At 49.4% G+C, this 17,868-nt stretch carries 15 protein-coding genes; 10 read left to right on the top strand and 5 right to left on the bottom strand.

Annotated features, from left to right (window positions below; all coding sequences use genetic code 11):
- The first annotated feature begins 11 nt into the window (after positions 1-11).
- The 10 genes from MKY96_RS25320 (at position 12) to MKY96_RS25275 (ending at position 12,776) form a co-directional block, all read left to right on the top strand.
- A complete protein-coding gene (locus MKY96_RS25320) occupies positions 12-263 on the top strand; it encodes an acyl carrier protein (RefSeq protein ID WP_340944313.1) in 252 nt (83 codons plus the stop codon).
- Positions 260-1,426 carry a UDP-glucuronosyltransferase gene (locus MKY96_RS25315; protein ID WP_340944311.1) on the top strand — a complete coding sequence of 389 codons (1,167 nt, stop codon included), beginning with the start codon at positions 260-262 and terminating at the stop codon, positions 1,424-1,426. Before MKY96_RS25320 ends, MKY96_RS25315 begins: the two co-directional genes overlap by 4 nt.
- Positions 1,427-1,453: 27 nt before the next feature.
- Positions 1,454-2,542: a radical SAM protein gene (locus MKY96_RS25310; RefSeq protein ID WP_340944309.1), complete on the top strand. Its 1,089-nt coding sequence runs from the start codon at positions 1,454-1,456 to the stop codon at positions 2,540-2,542.
- Between the two features lie 90 nt (positions 2,543-2,632).
- Positions 2,633-3,763: a radical SAM/SPASM domain-containing protein gene (locus MKY96_RS25305; RefSeq protein WP_340944307.1), complete on the top strand. Its 1,131-nt coding sequence runs from the start codon at positions 2,633-2,635 to the stop codon at positions 3,761-3,763.
- 32 nt (positions 3,764-3,795) lie between these two features.
- Positions 3,796-4,800, top strand: a complete 1,005-nt coding sequence (locus tag MKY96_RS25300; protein WP_340944306.1) for an ABC transporter ATP-binding protein — start codon at positions 3,796-3,798, stop codon at positions 4,798-4,800.
- Positions 4,778-5,587 carry an ABC transporter permease gene (locus MKY96_RS25295; RefSeq protein ID WP_340944305.1) on the top strand — a complete coding sequence of 270 codons (810 nt, stop codon included), beginning with the start codon at positions 4,778-4,780 and terminating at the stop codon, positions 5,585-5,587. The genes MKY96_RS25300 and MKY96_RS25295 overlap by 23 nt, the downstream gene beginning before the upstream one ends.
- Before the next feature lie 4 nt (positions 5,588-5,591).
- Complete coding sequence (locus MKY96_RS25290) at positions 5,592-6,404, top strand: ABC transporter permease (RefSeq protein ID WP_340944303.1); 813 nt, start codon at positions 5,592-5,594, stop codon at positions 6,402-6,404.
- Positions 6,405-6,408: 4 nt separating this feature from the next.
- Entirely contained in the window at positions 6,409-7,284 is an 876-nt protein-coding gene (locus MKY96_RS25285; RefSeq protein WP_340944301.1) for an FkbM family methyltransferase, read from the top strand.
- Between the two features lie 41 nt (positions 7,285-7,325).
- Positions 7,326-8,363, top strand: coding sequence for a hypothetical protein (locus MKY96_RS25280; protein WP_340944299.1), 1,038 nt, complete (start codon positions 7,326-7,328; stop codon positions 8,361-8,363).
- A 375-nt stretch (positions 8,364-8,738) separates the two neighbouring features.
- On the top strand, positions 8,739-12,776 hold the full coding sequence (locus MKY96_RS25275; protein ID WP_340944296.1) for an S-layer homology domain-containing protein: 4,038 nt from the start codon (positions 8,739-8,741) through the stop codon (positions 12,774-12,776).
- Positions 12,777-12,986: 210 nt separating this feature from the next.
- Here MKY96_RS25275 and MKY96_RS34005 read toward each other — a convergent pair whose 3' ends face one another.
- The 5 genes from MKY96_RS34005 to MKY96_RS25255 form a co-directional block, all read right to left on the bottom strand.
- Positions 12,987-13,061: a putative holin-like toxin gene (locus tag MKY96_RS34005; RefSeq protein ID WP_442792678.1), complete on the bottom strand. Its 75-nt coding sequence runs from the start codon at positions 13,059-13,061 to the stop codon at positions 12,987-12,989.
- 219 nt (positions 13,062-13,280) lie between these two features.
- Positions 13,281-14,339 (bottom strand): hypothetical protein, encoded by a 1,059-nt coding sequence (locus MKY96_RS25270; RefSeq protein ID WP_340944293.1) that lies wholly within the window; start codon positions 14,337-14,339, stop codon positions 13,281-13,283.
- Positions 14,340-16,178, bottom strand: a complete 1,839-nt coding sequence (locus tag MKY96_RS25265; protein ID WP_340944291.1) for an HSP90 family protein — start codon at positions 16,176-16,178, stop codon at positions 14,340-14,342.
- A 143-nt stretch (positions 16,179-16,321) separates the two neighbouring features.
- Positions 16,322-17,350, bottom strand: a complete 1,029-nt coding sequence (locus tag MKY96_RS25260) for a saccharopine dehydrogenase (protein WP_340944776.1) — start codon at positions 17,348-17,350, stop codon at positions 16,322-16,324.
- Positions 17,351-17,475: 125 nt separating this feature from the next.
- Complete coding sequence (locus MKY96_RS25255) at positions 17,476-17,796, bottom strand: ArsR/SmtB family transcription factor (RefSeq protein ID WP_340944289.1); 321 nt, start codon at positions 17,794-17,796, stop codon at positions 17,476-17,478.
- Positions 17,797-17,868 lie beyond the last annotated feature (72 nt).

Here is a 17,868-nt window from a genome sequence, read left to right as displayed (position 1 = left end):
GGGAGGTACCTATGCAAGAACAGATCATAGCGATGATAAGCGAAATCAAGGACGACGCCCAGCTGGCAAACCGCTTGAACGAGCATTCCAGCATCATGGAAGACGGGGGACTCGACTCGTTACAGCTAATTACTTTCCTATTAAAGGTGGAAGAGCGTTTCGGTATTGAAATCGATTTTGAACAATTCGACTTCGATTTTTTGGAGTCGGTCACGGCCTTTTGCAATTATATCTCGGAGCTGCAGAAGACAGCATCTGCATGAACGATAGACGGGAAGCGCTTGAAACCATGGATGGAGGAAGAGAGCTTATGGGTAAGCGGCAAATAACGATTCTATGCTCGGGTTTCGGTCTGGGTTTCTATATTCCCGGCCTATTAGCTGCAAGCGTTTTCAAGGAAAGGGATATCGCGACGGAAGTGCTCGTGTTCGAAAGCTATTTGGAGCAAGACAAAAGGGATCATATTGCAGACAGCAGGACGGCGTACCACAATAATTTCGCACTTGCCAATTTTTCGGCGCGAATGCCGATGGATATCCGGAGCAGCATGGATTACGCCCAGGTTGAGCTATTGCTGGAGGCGTGGGCAGCGGAAGAACGCTGCGAATTCATATCGCTATCCGGACACTGGGTCTATATTCTGGATCTGTACAGGGAGAAGATGCTGCCGAGTCCAATTCATGTAGACCTGCTCTATGTCGATTCCGATCTGGCCCCGTCCTGGAAGAGCCTGAAGAAGTTTCATCCCCGCTATGACGAGCATTATTACAATGCTTGTCTCTATGACACCGGTAAGATGGCGATTCGATACGAAATCCCGGTTCTTCCGGGTGCGCCGCTGCCCTTCGAATCAAGGAAGCGGCGGCTTGTTGTTCATGGCGGCGGCTGGGGGATGGGCACTTATCAAAGTACAATTCCGGAGCTTGCCGGCCATAACTATGGGCTGGATATCGTAGCTTACGACTGGAAGGAAGCGAAGCCCGATCCCGGTCACCGGTATTGGATGAACGATCCTGAATGGTGTTCATGGGTGAAGAGCGGAAGCGGCCTGCACGAGTTCCCGCCATATATTGAAATAGCGGGAGAAGCTACGAATTCATACGCCGCTGAGGCGGATCATCATTGGTTATTTGACGTCGCTTCGGAGGCGATGGCTATCGTGGCCAAGCCGGGAGCGGGCACATTGATCGACGCGCTTGCCTCCGAAACCCCTCTTATTCTGCTGGAGCCGTTCGGCAGTCATGAGCTTAGCAATCTGGAATTGTGGGAGTCGCTTGGGTTCGGAATACGCTACGAGAAATGGCGGGAGATGGATTTTTCCGTAGATGTTCTTAAGGAGATGCATCAAGCGATCAAGAACAGACCCGGAGAACGGACGAATTATGTGGATCATTATTGTTCAAGAGTCGCGTTAATGAAGAGGTAAGATTTCAATGGCAGAAGGGGTTATGCGATGAGTGTTAACAAATTGAGTGTCGCCCGGGATACGACAAGCTATCCGAGATGGATCGTCTTGCAGCTGCTCGAGGAGTGCAATTTGCGATGCAAGATGTGCTATGAGTGGGGACTCGAAGGGCCCTACAAAAGCAAAAAAACATTAGCGCAGCTGGACCCCGATCTGATCAAAAAGATCATCGCCGAGTGCAGCCCCGGCAAGCCGTATTATGATTTTTTCGGCGGCGAGCCGCTGATGTACCCTTGGCTGAGCGATATTCTCGCCATGATCAATCATTATGGAAGCGTAGCGGACTTCCCCACGAACGGCACATTGCTCGAGCAGCATGCCGAGATGCTTGCCGAGAATGCGCCCAATAAAATTTGGGTGTCGCTCGACGGCCCTGAGGAAATCAACGACAGGCAGAGGGGCAGAGGCGTATTCAAGAAAGTAATCAAGGGAATTGAGAAGCTCTATGAGCTCCGGCAAAGCAAAGGCAAGCAATTTCCGAAGCTGGGTGTATCCTTTATCATTACGCCCCTGAACTATATGTACGTCGAGGAATTTTTCTTCAAGCATATCGACTTGTCGATGCTGGACCATATCAGCATGGAAGTGCAGCTCTATGCCACGGAAGAGCAGTATGACCAATATGTGGAGGTTCTTAGCGGGGAATTCGGCGTGCATGAAGCTCCTTATGCCAAGGGGATGGTGTGGCGGGACATCAGTTCGTTTAGCCAGATCGATATTCCGGAATTAACGAGACAGCTCAATAAGGTTAAAGCGTATTGCTTGAAAAACAGCATCCATGTGATCACCTATCCGAAGACGATAGATGAGGTGAATTTGCGCAACTATTTCTCAGGGCAGTTCCATCAGATGGCGGATAAACGAAATCAGTGCTCCCTTCCATGGGTGTATGCGGAGATTACGGCAAGGGGCGATGTTTCGCCCTGCCATGCGTTCTATGATTTGACCTTCGGCAATGTGAATGAAGAGAATTTGCTGGACATCTGGCGCAGTGACAAGTACAAAGAGTATCGCACGTATATGAAAAAAAATATGCTTCCGATTTGTACGGCTTGTTCAAGGTATTATATCTACTGATTCATGTGAATAACCTATTACGTTTAAGAAGGGTGTGTTGATATGAATCCGAAATCTGAGATTAAACATTCCGCAAAGGATTTGCAAATATTGAAACGTACCATCAGGAATACGGTCGAAACCAAGCGGAATATGGAGAAAATAGCGGGTTACGCGACACCGTTGCCGGAGTCGGTCGGGATTAAACTGACGAATCAATGCAACTTGCGCTGCAAGCATTGCTATCAATGGAACGACACCGGCTACCATCACTTCATGACACCGGAGCAGCAGCGGGAACAGCTCGACTACGGGCTGCTGGAGAAGCTGATCCTTGAGACGGAACCCGCCAAGTCGAGACTCTATATCTGGGGCGGCGAGCCGCTCGTATACAGCCACTTCGACCGTTTGGCCGACTTGCTTGAAGCCCATCCCCGGGAGACGACAATCTGCACGAATGCGATGCTGATCGAGCGAAAGCTGGACGCCTTGCAGAGAATCTCCGACAACCTGGAGCTGCTCATTGCACTGGATGGATTCGAAGAAGAGAATGATGCGCTTCGCGGCAATGGGGTATTTAATAAGGCGATAGATGCCATCCGGAAGCTGGTCGAGCTGCGCAAGGAGAACCGGTTCAGGGGCAAAATTTCGATCCATACTGTCGTAAACGATGGTATGACCGGCAAGCTGTACGATCTGCTGGACTTTCTGGAGGGCGTCGGCGTTGATCTGGTCATCGTCTGCTTCCCGTGGTACATCTCGGATGAATGCACGCAGGGAATGGACGATTACTTCGACCAGAAGTTCCACTTCCTTCCGGCGAGCGAACACAAGGGTGAACGAAGCTGGCACGCCTTCAACTATAAGCTCGATCCGGAGCGTATTCCTGCTCTCATGAGCGAGTTGGACCGGGTGAATCATCGGGTCTGGAAAATGCGTTTGCGCTACCAGCCGAATCTGGATCATGACCAGATCGAAGATTTCGTGCTCGGCAAAGAGGTGGAGGGCAAAGGCACGATGAACAAGAAGTGCCTGGCGCTTTCGAACCGGATGGACATTACGCCCGATGGAACCATTATCGCGTGCAAATTCTTCAAGGAGTTCGAGATCGGCAAATTACATGAAGCGTCTGTACAGGAATTATGGCATAGCATGACTTACAGAAGGATAAGGGAGATGATGGACGAACGGCTGACGCCGGCATGTTCCAAGTGCAGTGTCTTGCATTTGCACGGTGTTTAACTACTCTAATTCAACCTAAATGAGGTGCGCCAGTGAGCATTATACAGATGGAAGGATTGTCCAAAAGCTTCAAGTATTACGAAAAAGAATTGGGGCTCAAAAAATCGCTCAAAAATCTAGTGAAGCGGAAATCATTGATCAAAGAAGCGGTTAGCGAAATATCACTTGTGATCGAGCAAGGTGAGATGGTCGGATTCTTGGGCCCGAACGGCTCCGGCAAAACGACTACACTCAAGATGCTGTCCGGCATCTTGTATCCGACAAGCGGGCAGGCGACGGTATTAGGTTATGTCCCTTGGGAACGAAAGAAAGAATTCAAGATGCAGTTCTCGATCGTGATGGGGCAGAAATCGCAGTTGTGGTGGGATTTACCGGCGAACGAATCGTTGTACCTGAATAAATGCATCTATGAGGTCGAGGATAAGCCCTACAACCTTGTCCTGGATGAGCTTACGGAGATGCTTGACGTTAAAGACCTGCTCAACATTCAGGTGCGGAGGCTTTCGCTGGGGGAACGGATGAAGATGGAGCTTATTGCGTCGCTTATCCACCGGCCCAAGGTGATATTCCTGGATGAGCCTACAATCGGACTCGATCTGATTTCGCAGAAGCGCATCCGGGAGTTCCTGAAGTATTATAACCAGCAGACGAAGGCGACGGTCATTCTGACAAGCCACTACATGGCGGATATTGAGGATCTGTGCAAACGAACGATCATCATCAATCAAGGGAAGATCGTATACGACGGCGATCTCCGGCGTGTGAACGAGCTGTTCCATGCCAAAAAGATTATCAAGCTGCAATTTACGGACGAAGTACCGAGGCAAGCGCTGAGCGACTATGGCGCTATTACTCAACATGATGGCCTGAATGCCGTCATGGAGATCGATAAGCAAGACCTCCAGCGACTCTCCAAGATGATGCTGGACCGGTTCCCGATCCTTGATTTCACAGTTGAAGATATACCTGTCGAGCGGGGCATCGAAAGCTTATATCAGAAAGATGGGGTCAGACATGAAAGCCTTGCAAAAGTATAAAAGGACGTATATCCTTGCGCTTCAGAATGCGATGGAGTACCGGACCGATTTCCTGATGAGTATTATCAGCGGAGGCTTTATCATACTTGTCCAATGCTTCCTCTGGACAGCCGTGTTCCGCAGTTCGCCCCAAGAGATTATTAACGGCTATACGTATTCGCAGATCATCATATATTCCGTGTTGTCCGGCGTCGTCTCCAAGCTGGTATCTGCCGGCTTCGAAGGGGAGATCGCGAATGATATCAAGACGGGTGGGCTAAGCAAATTTATCGCTCAGCCCATTCATTATTTCAGCTATCGGATATGCAACTTCTTCGGCGGGAAAACGGTTCAGACCGTGGTCGTCCTTGTCTTATTCGTCATCCTGATGACCGTGTTTACTCAGATTTGGGAGTTTCAGCTTAGAGCGGGACAGATCGTGATGTTCCTGGTCAGTATTCTGTTCGGACTGCTCATCAACTTTCTGCTTTTTTACTCGATTAGTGCGCTTGCGTTCATCATTACTGAGGTTTGGGGCGTTTTTATTGCGTTCAACCAAGGCGTCTATCTGCTCAGCGGCGCCATCTTTCCGCTTAATATTTTCGGAGATACGTTTGCCAGAATCTCCAGCTATTTACCGTTTCAGTATGTCGTATTCTTCCCGGTGAAGATCATCAACGGGAGCTTGGCGGTTCATGAGATCGTTATCGGGCTCCTCTTACAGGCGGTTTGGGTCATTGTGCTTATGATCATTGCCAAGTTGTCTTGGGATTCCGGGATGAAGAAATATGTAGCCGTTGGAGGTTAGATCTGTGAGTATCAGCTTGTCTGAGATTCGGAAGCATGTACGTATGTTTTTTATTTTCGCCAAGAACAGCCTGGTCGGTTACATGGAATACAAAGCGAATTTCTACTCCGGTTTGATCATGGAGACGGTATTTCTGTTCACCAAGCTGATCTATATCATCTTCGTTTACCAGCTGGGGATCGAAATTAATGGAATTTCTCCTGACCAGATGATGATTTTCACCGGGACCTATACGATTATGATTGCCATCTATACAGGATTGTTTATGGATAACTTTTATAGATTCGCCGGCCATATCCGCAACGGGACGCTGGACTTGTATATGACGAAGCCGCTATCGCTGCAGTTCATGATTTCATTCCGGAACGTGAACTTCGCGTTTCCGATTCCGAACCTGATCGCCGGGATTACGATGATCGTAATAGCCTGGCAGCGGCTTGGCATCGAACCAAGCTTCATCCACTTGGCCGGATATATCGGCGTGATCTTGAGCAGCACGATCGTGACCTACTCGGTGCTTCTGCTTCCGCAGATTCTCGCCTTCTGGACGGTGAAGTCCGGTGCGATCTTCGACATACTGGATAAATGCTGGGATTTGAATAATATGCCGATGTACATATACCCCAAATGGCTGCGGAGAATAGGACTGTATGTCGTGCCTATCCTGTTTATCACCAACATGCCGTCGGTTTATTTGATCGACCGCTTGGACTTCTTCCTTGGGATATGGATTTTTGTAGCTCCAGTTCTATCGCTTCTAGTGGTCAGGCTGTTCTGGAAGCTGGCCGTCAGACACTATGAGAGCGCCAGCAGTTAGAGAAATGCCAAAAGAACAAATTGGAGAGAAGGTGAAGCGGGTGAGCAGGATGGGGCGCAAGAGCTTTTCGCCGCAGACAGACACTACCAAGAAGCAGCTGCACAACGGGATCGAAATCTATCAGAACAACGAAGGCGAGACTGAGTTCCTTTACAACGAGATTTTCCGTAAGGAAATGTATTTCAAGCATGGGATTATGCTCCCGGATCATGGCACGGTCATGGATGTCGGGGCTAATATCGGCATGTTCACCCTATATGTCAGCAGCAAGAGCAACTGCAGGGTATATGCCTTTGAGCCGCTGCCGCCGACGTTTGAGCTCTTGAAGATGAATACGGGCTCACTGCCTCGCGTAACGACGGTTAACGTCGGGCTGTCCAATGAGATCAAGGAAGCGGAGTTTGCCTATTTTCCTACAATGTCCACGGATTCTGTCCAGGTCAAATACCGGGAGAACCACGATCAGGATCTCCGGTACGGGTTAATCAACCATTACAGAGATGACTTCGCCGACCCGCGCATGCTAAACCGGTTTGTCGATCATCTGATGTCGCCAAGGCTTCTGAATGAACAAATCTATCGGTGCAAGCTAACTACGATCTCTGAAATGATCCGCCATTACGCTCTGAACCCGATTGATCTGCTCAAAATCGACGTGGAAAAAAGTGAATTTGAGGTGCTGGAAGGCATCGCTCCGGAGGATTGGGGCAAAATCAGGCAAATTGTAATGGAGGTACACGGACTGGACGGAGAACAGATCAGCAGGCTTAAGAACATCTTCCGGACCAACGGCTTCAAGGTCTCGATCGATTACTACGAAGACTTGAATATCCCAAATTACTATAATGTGTACGCGTTGAATCAAATGCAGGTAATATAGCCGTAATATTTCCAATAATTTTAGTATAGGAGAAATATTTTATGGATGAAATTGTTTCCCTGGACACCTTTCACCCCTTCGACGGCATGACCAAAATGTTTCCTCATCATAATTTTCCATACTTTAGTTGCGACTACAATTTGTTATTAACGCTTGCCAATTATTTCGAAAAAGATGAGCTGCCGATTTTGAATAATGTCATTAGTATTTATAGATTTAATGAACAAAGAATACAAACAAGAGGATATTTCAAGTTAGAGGTGATGGAGCTCGAGGAGGGAGATCAGATCCTTGAGGAAATGGGCATCTCTATTCGCAGAAAATCTCCGGCATTAGATACTTTACAAGATGAAATCATAAACTCTATTTCTAATGGTCATCCGATTTCCATTTTTATTGATTTATTTTATCAACGCGGGAGAGACTTCTACTATAACAAAAAACATGGACTGCATCCTGTTTTTGTCTATGGCTTCAATCTTACGAACGGGGAAATATATACGGTTGATGATATTACAGAATACAGACAATATTCTTTACCCTTTTCAGAATTTAAATTGTCCTGCCTGACTCCGGAACACGTAAAGATGCCAGACTACTTTTGGGAATATGCACTAGTGTCCCCCGGTGATCATGAGAGCTCGAACCATAAGAAGTCAGCACACACCAACATCCATAAATATGTGGAGAATATGTTCAGGTATCAACATGAAATCACGGACGGTCTGAATAATATATTGTTGTTGGCAGAACATTTCGAGCTCATTCTAACCAATGAAACGATTATAGAAACACTAAGCAGTACTATTTATAGAAAATGTTCTGAGAAATACAGGTTAAATACCCTCTATAAATACAACCTTGATCCTATCAATGCCAAAGATACGCTTGACCCGTTACTGGACCAAATTATTAATGACTGGAAGGCAGTAAGGTTCTATTCGAATAAAGCCATCGTGTCCCAAACGTTCACTGGGGAAATCATAGATAAGTGCATGGGTTTATTTACAAAAATATATACGAATGAAGTGCATTTTCATCATCAATTTTATTTAATGTTAGAGGCTGCAAGAGTGTGAAGCTGAACCAACAATGTGAGTCAGTTAACCGGGTAGAGTATCAGATAGACCGCATACCTTTGCGAGAGGGGGCGGTCTTTTTGCTTTTGCCCTATATTCCATTCCCACACCATATTCTCCTTTATTCTGGCAGGGTGAGCTGAGAAGTGTGTCTATTTTCGTAATATATTAAAATCATTCGTGCATTTCCCGTATTTAGACTTTCCCTTCCAGTTGCTAATATGAAAGCTGTTACAGCCTAATCATCCGCTTTCGTGAATGCGTTTACAAACATTGTCTGCCATTAGGTTCAGAGGGAGGTGCGGGATTGACTGTCAAGCCAGACTTGGCGTAACCAAGGGTAAGAATCTCCATAAGAAAAGGAGTCAAACTTAGATGAACAGTAGAAAATATGTAGTCAGCATCTCCCGCCTTCTCGTACTCATCATGTTGTTCTCCATCTTCACGTATACTCCCGTCCCGGCTGCTGCGGCTGGAGAGGAACCGTCCGTTGAACTGAGCGACCTCATTGCGCAAGCCGAAGCTCTAAAAACCGGCAATGCGGAGTTCCCGCTCCAAGTCAGCCAGTCTGTCTATGGTTCCGTCTACGGTTCTGATGTGAACCGGGCTTTGCCCTGGGTGCATGTAGACGAACTCCAAGCTCTTAATGATGCGCTTGAGCTTGCGCGTAATGCGAACACTCCGGCGGGCGAAGCTATTGCAACGCTGAAAGAAGCCATAATGAATTTCACTGCAAATATCAAATCAGACGGCTCTGATCCCTATTTCCGGCTTGATCCTGGTCCGGGTAAGGTTCCTGTAAAAGTTACCGCGCCTACGAATGCCTGGAAGGCAAGAACTCCGCTGGATAACCGTGTCCCGGCCGACTTTGCCGGTGGGACATTCAAGACGATCGCATATCCTTTTGCAGATGCCCAAGGGAAAGCGGAAGTGCTTCAGATTAATTACGCCCATAACGGCAAAAGCACCTTCGGCGGCATCAGTCTGGAATCCCCGTTGTCCCCTGCCGTCAATGTCACAGCGGGATCAACGATTGAATTCGATGTATACTATCCCAAGAGTGCGCAAGGCAAATTCATGAGATGGAGAGTCAGAAATAGCAGCGATAACCTCGACAGCTACCTCAGGGAATACCAGTATAACAACTTGAATCCTGACTGGGTGGGCAGCTACAACGGCGAATCCTGGCTGAAGGCGCATCACAGTATTACCGCCTCAACGGGCAATTCCTCGAACTTCATTCTTGAGCTTCATGGGGAGAATGCCCGTCCTGAAGAAACCGGTATGCTGCTAGTCTCTAACATTGAGATTACCGCACCTGATCCGAAGGGTGTTGCGCTTCCGAGCGTAGTCAATAAGGAACACCAGAGTGTCGTAGCGCCTCTAAAGAGTCTGTACAATAAGGAGAATGGCCTGTTCATGGTCGGCGCGATCGGCACCGGACCCGTAAACGGAACCAGAGCCAATCACTATGAGATCTTCGTTGACGGCAACAATCTGAAGGCCGATGGTACGCATCCCCGTGGCCCGGAATGGCTGAAGAACGTGAACGGCGAGGCCATGAACGGCGCAACCACTGCCCCTGGCTTAGCGGAATACAGCTTCCCGACTAACTCTTATCAGGCGATTAGGGATTCCGGAACTCCCGGACAGTACAAGTCGCACGGCCATGTTCTGGCATGGTACAACCAGGCTCCGGGATGGATGACACAGATTATTCCTGCGAACCTGTCCTCCGGGTATACTGGGGGGGCCGATTTCTACGGACTTGGCAATGGTGTCACAACCACGGTTAAGGTAGACAAAGAAATGGCGAGAAGAGTGCAGTTCAACCATACGATGTATGTGATGCGGCATTTTCTGACCACAGATACGAAGTACGGCTCCAGCGAATCCCGTGGCGTCATTCCCTTCAATTCCTGGGATGTACTCAACGAAGAGGTACACGAGAGCCGCCACAGCGAGCTTATCCTTGAGGATCCGAACAGCTGGAGAACGAGCCTGAAGCATACCAACTGGCTTGTTGCCATGTCAGATGATGAGATTGGCGGCGATATCACCAGCCATTACATCTATCTGCTGTTCAAGAACGCGCACATCGCGGCCCCCAACGCCAAGATGGCGGAAGCTTACAAAGCCAATTACGCTAACCTTCCAGAGTACATGAAGCTGGATGGACACGATACTAAAGGCAGCATTGACAGTTACATCGTTGACAATCCTCCGAAGCTGACCTACAACGATTACGGGGTTGCCACCCGTAGTAAAGCTAGAACCGTATATAACATGGTTCTTGAATTAAATACCGCATGGCGCTCTGATCCGCTGTATGACGGAAGACCCCTGATCGAAGACATCGGGATCCAGGGACATGACGCGGTGGGTAAGACCCTTGCCAGCGACAACCAATATGCGATGGCCCTTTATGCCTCACTCGTTGACCGTGGTCTGTTGTCGGGTATTACCTATTCAGAGCTTGACCTTAAGGTACCTACCGATGCTCCTGGAGGAGGCGCAACCGCTCCAGCAGCGCTTAATGTCAGACAGTCGGACGCCCTTGGTTATCAGTACGCACTGCTCTACAAAATGTTTAACAAGTTCGCCCCGTATATTGATCACATCATCAGCTGGGGCGTAACCGGTTCCGGATGGCAGGGAAGCTATGTCCTGTTTGACGGCCAAAGTAATGCAAATGCCGGTTACTATGGTGCTATGAAGCCGGACCGGTTCATTCTGGGACATTCGTATCTGGATGATTACTTTGCAGGCGAATATCAGACTATTCAGAATAATAAAATCGACCTTGGCGATCTTGGAGTCTATACACCTAATAGTGTGAATGCAGACCTCAGCAGCCTGACACTAAGTGCGGGAACACTCGAGCCTGTATTCAACGCAGCAACCACAGAATACGAGGTGTCCCTGAAGGATGCCGGCAGCATTACTGTGACAGCAGCAGCGGCAGACAGCAGGTCAACCCTTAAAGTGAACGATAAGGCGGTTGCCAGCGGTACAGCTTCCGAAGCTATAGCGCTGACACCTGGCATCAAAACAGATATAAAGATTGAGGTCACAGGGGCAGACGGCAGGGTCAAGACGTATACCCTGAAAGTAACCAACAGCAAGACGGAGACTCCGTCCACTCCGAAACCAGGAACACCATCTGCAACACCTGAACCAGCAACACCAGCACCTGCAACGCCTGCACCTGGTGGAACCTATTCAACGTCTGCACCTGTTGCATCTGCAACGCCTGCCCCTTCCGCTCCAGTGGTACAGGGTCAGACAATAACCATGCAGGCGACAGTGAACAATGGAACCGCAATGGTTAAGGTAGCAGATCTGGCACAAGCAAAGGAGTTCATTGGGAAAAATGTAACGCTGGACATCCCTGCCGTGCAAGGAGTGAAATCATACTCGGTAGGCTTGCCTGCCGCAGCACTGGCCGGCGGAACCAAGGATAACAAACTGACCATCTCCACCGAATTCGGTCAGGTCGTTATTTCCGGTAATATGCTGACAGGCACACCTGAAAGTAGTGGCAAGGAAGTATCACTGGAGATTGGAAAAGGCGACAAGTCGGGGCTCCCGGCGGAAGTAAAGGCGGCTCTAGGCGATAGACCGATCATTCAGCTTAGCCTTAAGACGGACGGAAAAGAAACGGCCTGGAGCAATCCTGGTGTACCTGTAACCGTATCCGTGCCTTACCAGCCAACTGCGGATGAATTGAAGAATCCTGAAATGATAGTTATCCGGTACATTGACGGCAACGGAAAGGTTATGACCGTACCGAGCGGACGTTATGATTCCAAGACCGGTAAGGTAACCTTCACAACTACTCATCTCGGCGATTTCGCAGTAGCTTATGTATCCAAGACATTCACAGATCTCGGAAAGGCAGCATGGGCGAAGAACGCGGTCGAAGTCCTTGCATCCAAGGATATTCTCAAGACTGAGGGCGGTGAATTCCATCCGTCAACCGAGATCACCAGAGCAGATTTCCTGTACTCCCTCGTCAGGGCACTTGGCTTGACTGCGAAGGTCAATGGAAACTTCAGCGATGTACAGGAGAATGCTTACTACTATAATGAGATTGGAATGGCCAAAGCGCTTGGGATTACGAATGGCCTGGACAACGGCAGCTTCGGCAGCGCTCTTAAGATCACCAGACAAGACATGATGGTGTTGACCGAGAGAGCCCTGAAGCTGGAGAAGAAGCTGAATAGCCAGGGGACGGCTGCGGATCTGGAGAGATTCTCCGACAAGTCCAAAGTGGCTTCCTATGCGGTGAACAGCGTAGCCGCCATGGTGAAGGAAGGGCTCATCGAAGGCAGCGGCAACAAGGTCAATCCGGCTGGCAACACCACTAGAGCAGAAGCAGCTGTATTCCTTTATAGGTTGTATAATAAGTAAGGGATTCGCTACGTGAAAAGGTGTTAAAATTTGTTAACCACTGTTAACATGCGTTAACACCTGTGGTATAGTAGAAGCAGAACGGGCGTACAATACTAAGAGAGCCGTGCGCTAACACGACTCTCTAGAGCAATAGCCGCTTTCAAGGGCGGTAGGCCTCAGGCAAATAGGATACGACAAATAGACCGCATACCTTTGCAGGGGGGCGGTCTATTTGTGTGTATTGGACAGCAGCGCTACGATAAGCAAACCAAAGGTTAGCATCAGCATGATTGCTTCAAACACTGTCACAAGGCATCCCTCCCTTCTGAGAGAGGTAGCCGACCGGCCCTTTTAAGCCTATTCTATTGCTCAATCAGTATAACATATCAAACGTTCTGTAATTACCTTATTTTGGAGATATTTTGACGTAAATACGTATTTACAATGTGTAAAGAGCAGCCCCCATTACGGGAGCTGCTCTTATTTACGCTTGTCTTTTCAGACAGCCATCAGAACGCAGGATTACAGCTTCTCGATCAGCTCAGTATAATAGCCGTTGCCATTCCGCTTATCCAGCTTCTCCGCTGTACCGAGGGCTAACTTCTGGAAATACTTCGCAAGCGAAGCGACGTCTTCGGACTGGCGCTCACACGGGTGCCCGGCTGGAAGCTTGACCTGGAAGCGGATGGATTCTTCCGCCAGACGGCGGAACATTTTGGCGGAGTAGGCATTGAAGATCATCTGATCGGCCGGGTTCTCATGATCGAGTGAGGAGGCGATATATTCTTCGAAGACCTCCAGCGCTTTGATTGGATCGGTCAGGGTCAGGTAACCAATATGCTCTCCCTGATGATGCAGGAAGTCGCGGTTTCCTTTGACCAGCTTATAGCCTTTCTTCTGAAGCTTATCCGCTTCCGCTTGGCGGCCCAGCCGCAGGAGAGGGAACAGCACCTTCGTAATGGTCACATGCGGGACCTCACCGCAGGTCATCCGGCCCTTGAGAATCGGCTCGGCTGCCTTTACGGTTGCTTCGTCGTCTCCCTGCTTCGATAGGAACTCTACCAGCCCATGCTGCTCACAAGCCTCACAATCGCTCATCTCATCCCGCTCCATGGTCTGGACAATCGCCCATTCAGCCTGCGAAGCGTCCAGCTCCCCGAAATCTTCGAGAATATTCGCCCGGTAATAGTGATAGGTCCGGCTGCTGTAGCCTTCGGCTTCGTAGCGGGTCTTCATATCCTCCAGCAGGTTCTCAATCTGAGTGCGGCTGATATCTGCAAAAGCAGTAATGCGGTCCAGCACCCACTTGTACGACCACATCAGACTGTAATCATCGAACCGGCCCGGGTTCTTGTCATACTGTCCCAGCTGCCACGAGAAGGCGACCAGCGCCTTCATCGGATACCCGTGGAAGCTGCCCAGCTCTACGATTTCGCTGCGGGCCTCATAACCCTGGTCGATATCTCCTGCGGCGTCGGCCACCCGTACCGCCTGCTCCAGCAATTCCAGCTTGGCCTTGCCTCCCGGCAGGCCATAGGCTTCTTCCATCAAATCGTCGAAATCCATCTCGGTAAGGTTCATCTATTTCTCTCCTCCTGTGGCCTGATTGGCGGTCAATCCCCAATCAATAAATTGAATAATGCCCTGGTTCAGGAGCGCCATCTCCTGGCGGTTCATCGGATAATGTCCCATCAATAGCGCATTGCAGTACAGCATCTCCACAATAGAAGGCAGCGTGGCCTGATTCCCCTGATGGAACACCTTCTCAATGACAGGGTTATTCAGGTTGAAGTAGAGTGTGGCGTATGCCGTCTCCTTAAGGGAAGCGCCCAGGCTGCCCAGCACGGAGGCCAGGGCATCGGTGCTCACTTCTTTGGTCGCTTCCATTACACGCCACTGGGCGGACTCCTCAGACAGCGTGTAGAGCACCGGAATCTCCTCAGGCTTGAAGCGGCGCAGCTGCACCTGGCAGCGGAATTTCTGCAGGACACTGTCTGCGAGTCTTACAGATTCATAGTAGTCCAGACGCTCTTGAGGGGTAATGTCTGTAAAGGATAACGACACCTCCTCCGGCAGCAGCCGTTCCGTCTGCACATCCGGGTCAATGAGCGGAAGCTGGGACAGCAGCTCGGCATCATAGATATACCCGCCGTTCACCACCAGCATGGATTGGGCCGAAGCCACGTGGGTAATCTGGCGGTATTCGTCCAGCGTGGCCGTGAAGTACAGGGGAGGCTGCTGCTTCAGCTCGCCAAGCGTCTTTCTGCCATATGTGCTCTCAAACGGCAACCACTCGTGAATGATAGAATAGAAAGATGAATCTTCCACTGCCAGAGCCTTCATGGATAAGGCATGCAGTGAAATGATCGATTGCAGGCGGTCCGGGTCATACTCGGCCATCCGCATTAATTCCTGACGAATGGCATTCCCCAGCTCTTCCCGCACCTGCTCCAGCTGGGCATTCTCGTAGAAATGCTCCCGGGAAGCAGTGGGCTGCAGCTCATCGGTCCAGATCATACATTTCACGAAGAACGCCCAGTCCGGCAGGATATTGCTGGCAGCTTCGGAGACCAGCATGTGCTTCAGGTATACCCGGTGATTGCGTTTGGCGTTCAGATTCACCGCATGCGGCAGAATGAAGGCGATGCCTCCCGTCCGGCCCGAGGCGGTGTGCAGGGGAATGAAATCGCGGAACGTCTCCCCCAGCACCTGCTTGCCGAAGGCCAGCACCTCGTCACGATGCTTCCGGGCCAGCTGCGGATCTTTGATCCACGGCGGAGTCAGCGGATTAATCAGACGGGTGTTGCGGTCCGACACCAGTTGGATAGGATAAGGCAGCAGAGCGCCGTAATGGAACAGCCCTTCCTGCAGATTGCTTTCCTCGAAGTAAGCTTCAGAGCCTTCCTTACAACGCAAAAAAACCTTGGTGCCCGGAGCATGTTGCCCTTCGAGCTTGCGGATCGTATAAGTGCCGTCAGGCTTCCCGCGCCATTCCAGTGCAGGGCCGCCCTTGGCCGATTGGGTAACCATGACGATATCGTCACTCACCATGAAGCAAGACAACAGCCCGATGCCAAACCGGCCGATAAAAGAGGTGTTGGTGGAGAGAAAGTCTTCGCCCCGCTTGGAGGATTGTCCGATCATGGCCAGAAACTCATGAATCTCTGCTTCGTTTAACCCGATTCCGTTATCTTCCACCAGTAAGGTCGCCCCGGTAGAGCTCCCGCTTACCTCGACATGAATCTTGCCTTCGTATCCTATAGGCGAATAGGCCTGTCTTGCAGTAATCGCGTCTATGCCATTCTGGAGCAGCTCTCTTAAGAATACCTTCGGGCTGCTATACAAATGGTTAGACAAAATGTTGATCATACCGCTTAGGTTGACCTGAAAGCGGTAAGTATCCGGGTTTTGGTTCTCCATCTTAATTCTCCTGTTCTGTAATCAATTGATATGTAGACAAACACAATTCTAGGTATTACCCAGAATCTTTATGATAAGAAACATATATTCCCAAACACTGGTATTAAAGCCGTCTCCAGCCTTCATTCGATTTCTTCGGAACATTAATTATTAGATATAAGAACCCCATATTGTTTGAAAAAGTTGATGATTGCAGAGGCGTCCATTCGCGCATCAGGCAGATCTTCCGGATAATAAATGCCTGGAGCCAGTGGTTCATCTTCGGATGCCTGCAGTAGCTTTTCTGCCTGGACAGCAGCACCCAAGGCGGTAAGATGAGTCTGACCAAGCGGATCAGAAATCGCGATTCTCCGTTCAACCCAGTGCCCCTCATGATCACGGCCCTTTAGATGAATAAGGATGTGATGTGCGCTGCCAGTGCCCGGATTGTAGAGCAGACTTCGTCTAAGCGAACGGAATCGCTCCCCGCTGATCAGCTTCCATATTCCGCTTTTGACCAGTCCGACAAGCGCGTATGTGGATGCTTTACTATCGAAGGAGATGCGGAAGCTGGCTGAGTCAACATGGTCAGCTTTTGGCAAGGTCACATGATCCGGGGTGTCAAGCCGATAACATTTTGCTGTATATCCGTCTGGAAATTGGACTTTGACAGGGTCGGTCATCGGGAATACAAGACGCGGCCCCTCCGGTTCCGTAATCTGGAATGGTATGGTCATACGATCCATGTACGCCGCAGAATCGGGTCCTGCCTTGTCATTCAACGAGTATAACGCATGAAGATTGATGGAGACGTTCTGAAGAGAGGCCGAATGCAGCATGGCGAACAGTGAAGCAGTTCCCGCCATCCATCCCGAGGACAGCACGACAGGAGCAGACAGCTCTATGTTCTCCAATTTGCTGACCGATTGTTGGAATATCTCTGTCCAGCGAGTAAGGTCGATGAGTGGGATTTTTCTTCTAACTGCAGACAGAAGCAGCCGATCCTGCAGATCGTTGACGGAGTTAATGATCAGCGATACATTGTCGTCTGTATTAAGCAGCGGATCATCCGCATTATTATCAATTACGACTGTCTGGACTCGTTCGGACTCGAAAGGTGCCGCTTTCTCAGGTGACCTTCCTCCCAGCGCAATATCCAGATCGGGGTGCCGATCAAGTAATATTTGCGCAATCTGCCTGCCTACGGCGCCGTTTCCTGTTCATATTATCAGCCTCCGGTTAAATGTTTAAATGTTTAATTTATTCGACATAAAGTTTTAAAAAATTGGAATGACATGTGCTAGTCAGGTTAAGGGCACTAGTACTGACATTCCTCTTCGACAAAATGGACAAGCTGTTTCATAAGTGCTATCGCTTCGTTAAATTCAAGTCTGTAGAACATCTCCGTGCCCTTCTTCTGAACCGTAAGCAGCCCTGCTTGCCGTAATATTTTGAGGTGATGAGAGACGGTAGGCCGTGACATCGGAATATGTTCTGCAATTTGTGTCACATTCATACTCTCTTTGTCGATCAGCAGCGCAACGATTTGCTGGCGAATCGGGTCTCCCAAGCCTTGAAAATAGGGGCTTAAATTCTCGAAAATATGAATTGCTTTCTGATTACCATTTAATTCGTTCATATCTCTCTCCGTTCTAATGCTTAATCGTTTAAACGTATTGTAATGTATCTGGCAAAAGAACGCAAGAAGACG

It is taken from the genome of Paenibacillus sp. FSL R7-0302 (genome assembly GCF_038006885.1).
Lineage (GTDB): Bacteria > Bacillota > Bacilli > Paenibacillales > Paenibacillaceae > Paenibacillus_AQ.
The sequence above is the reverse complement of the archived record's forward strand: the minus strand, read 5'-3'. Positions and strand labels throughout refer to the sequence as shown.